Source organism: Streptomyces durocortorensis (assembly GCF_016901035.1).
Classification (GTDB): Bacteria; Actinomycetota; Actinomycetes; order Streptomycetales; family Streptomycetaceae; genus Streptomyces; species Streptomyces durocortorensis.
Window position 1 is genome coordinate 1 of record NZ_JAFEUF010000452.1, and the last position, 2,303, is coordinate 2,303.

The window sequence follows — 2,303 nt, forward strand, 5'->3', positions numbered from 1 at the left end:
GACTCGCCCGTCAGCATCGAGGCGTCCACGGCGGAGGAGCCCTCGACCACGGTTCCGTCCGTCGCGATCTTCTCCCCGGGACGGACGACGAAGCGATCACCGACGACGAGCGCGCTCGCCGGGACGCGTACCTCCCTGCCCGCCCTGAGCACGGCGACGTCCTTCGCGCCCAGGTGCATCAGTGCCCGCAGCGCCGCCCCGGACTTCCGCTTCGCCCGGGCCTCCAGGTAGCGGCCCAGCAGGATGAACGCGATGACCCCGGCCGCCACCTCCAGGTAGATCGTCGAGGTGGCGTCGGCGCGCGAGACGGTGAGGTCGAAACCGTGGCGCATGCCGGGCATGCCCGCGTCACCGAGGAACAGGGCCCACAGGGACCAGCCGAACGCGGCGAGCGTGCCGAGCGAGACCAGCGTGTCCATCGTCGCCGCCCCGTGCTTCGCATTGGTCCAGGCGGCGCGGTGGAAGGGCAGGCCGCCCCAGACGACGACGGGTGCGGCGAGCGTGAGGCTCAGCCACTGCCAGGAGTCGAACTGGAGCGCCGGGACCATGGCGAGCAGGACGACGGGGACGGCGAGCGCGGCGGAGACGACGAGGCGCTGCCGGAGGGCGGCGAGGGAGGCGTCCTGCTCCGCTTCGGCGTCCCGCGCGGCGGAGCCGGGGGCGGGCTCCCGGGTGGTCTCGGCGGCGGGTGCACGGGCGGCTTCCCGGGTGGCCCCACGGGCGGGAGCCGGGGCCGCTTCCCGGATGGTCTCAGGGGCGGGCGTGGTGGCCGGAACAGGCGGCTCCGCGACGGGGCGTGCGGTGTAGCCGGTCTTCTCGACCGTGGCGACGAGGTCCCCCAGCTTCAGCCCTTCCCCGAAAGTGACGCGGGCCTTCTCGGTCGCGTAGTTCACCGTGGCGGTGACGCCGTCCATCCGGTTGAGCTTCTTCTCGACGCGGGCGGCGCACGAGGCGCAGGTCATCCCGCCGATCATGAGCTCGGCCTGGGAGGCGTCGGCGGCCGGGGAATCGGCTGCTGCTGTGCTGGCCATGTCCGGAACTCCTGGAAAACGCAGATCGGGCCGTACCCCACCAGTATCGACTGATGGGGACCGGCCCGACGCGGACGGGTGCTGCGGCTGATGAAGGGGTGGTGCGGCTGAGGGCCGGAGTTCAGGCGGCCGGGCCGAGCAGCTCGTAACCGGCCTCGTCCACGGCGTCACGGACGGCGTCCTCGGCCAGCGGGGCCTTGGACGTGACGGTGACCAGGCCGGTGGAGGCGACGGCCGCGACCGAGGTGACGCCCGCGATCCCGGAGATCTCCTCCGACACGGCCCCCTCGCAGTGGCCGCAGGTCATGCCCTTCACCTGGTACACGGTGGTGACCGAGTCGGACTGCTCGATCCGCACGTCGGCCGCGCCGTCGTGGCAGGAGCCGGTGGGCGAGCAGCAGGAACCGGTGGACGGCGTGGTGTCGGTCTCGGCGGTCATGACGTTCTCCTCTTCGCGAACACGTTTCGGCGGCACGGGGTGGGGCGCGTGGGGCCGCAGAGGGCACCGTGGCACCCCGTCCCACTCACACTATACCCCTAGGGGGTATCAATGGTCTCCAGTGGCGCCGGGCACGGTGCGTCGTCGCCGACCAGGGGATCCAGATAGCGGAACATCACCGTCTTCAGCTCCTGGATGTAGGCCGCGCGCTCCTCGCCCTCGGTGGCCATGATCAGGTCCAGCCCGGCCTTGAAGACCATGAAGGCCATCTCGGCGATGCGGTGGATCTGAGGGGCGGGCATGTTCGGGAGGTAGTCGGCGAGGACCGATTCCACCCGCGTGAGCATCGTGGCGTGCAGCGTGTCGTGCGCCTCGGTGATCTGTCCGGGGATCTCCGAACCGTGCATCAGGACGAAGAACGCCGGATTCTCGCAGTTGAAGGCGATCAGCGGGTCGAGGACGGCGTCCAGCATGCGGTCGAGCGGCAGCTCTGTGTGGCTCTGGGCGAAGGCGGCGCCGTAGGTGTCCCGCCAGTGGTCCAGCAGCCGGTCGCCGAGCTCGACGGCGATGGCCTCCTTGTTCGGGAAGAACTGGTAGAGCGTGCCCGGCGACACCCCGGCCTCGCGGGCGATGGCGTTGGTGCTGGACGCGGTGTAGCCGCTGGTGCAGAAGACGTCGGCGGCGGCCCGGAGCAGCTGGGCGATACGCGCCTCGCCGCGCGCCTGGCGGCGTCGCGGGCGTGCGGAGCCCGACGCCCCGCTGCCGGTCTCCGCGCCGCCCCCCGTGGCGGTGTTCGCGGCGGCGGGCCTGTCGACGGCTCCGCCCATCCCGCC

General features: G+C 72.0%; 3 protein-coding genes. All 3 read right to left on the reverse strand.

Annotated elements, in window-relative coordinates; all coding sequences use genetic code 11:
• A partial coding sequence (locus tag JS521_RS35310) for a heavy metal translocating P-type ATPase (RefSeq protein WP_205086937.1) occupies positions 1 to 1,031 on the reverse strand: 1,031 nt, incomplete at its 3' end.
• Positions 1,032 to 1,152: 121 nt separating this feature from the next.
• The gene (locus JS521_RS35315; RefSeq protein ID WP_205086938.1) at positions 1,153 to 1,470 is read right to left on the reverse strand and encodes a heavy-metal-associated domain-containing protein; all 318 of its coding nucleotides are present in this window, start codon (positions 1,468 to 1,470) and stop codon (positions 1,153 to 1,155) included.
• A gap of 98 nt (positions 1,471 to 1,568) precedes the next feature.
• Positions 1,569 to 2,297: a TetR/AcrR family transcriptional regulator gene (locus JS521_RS35320; protein WP_205086939.1), complete on the reverse strand. Its 729-nt coding sequence runs from the start codon at positions 2,295 to 2,297 to the stop codon at positions 1,569 to 1,571.
• Positions 2,298 to 2,303 lie beyond the last annotated feature (6 nt).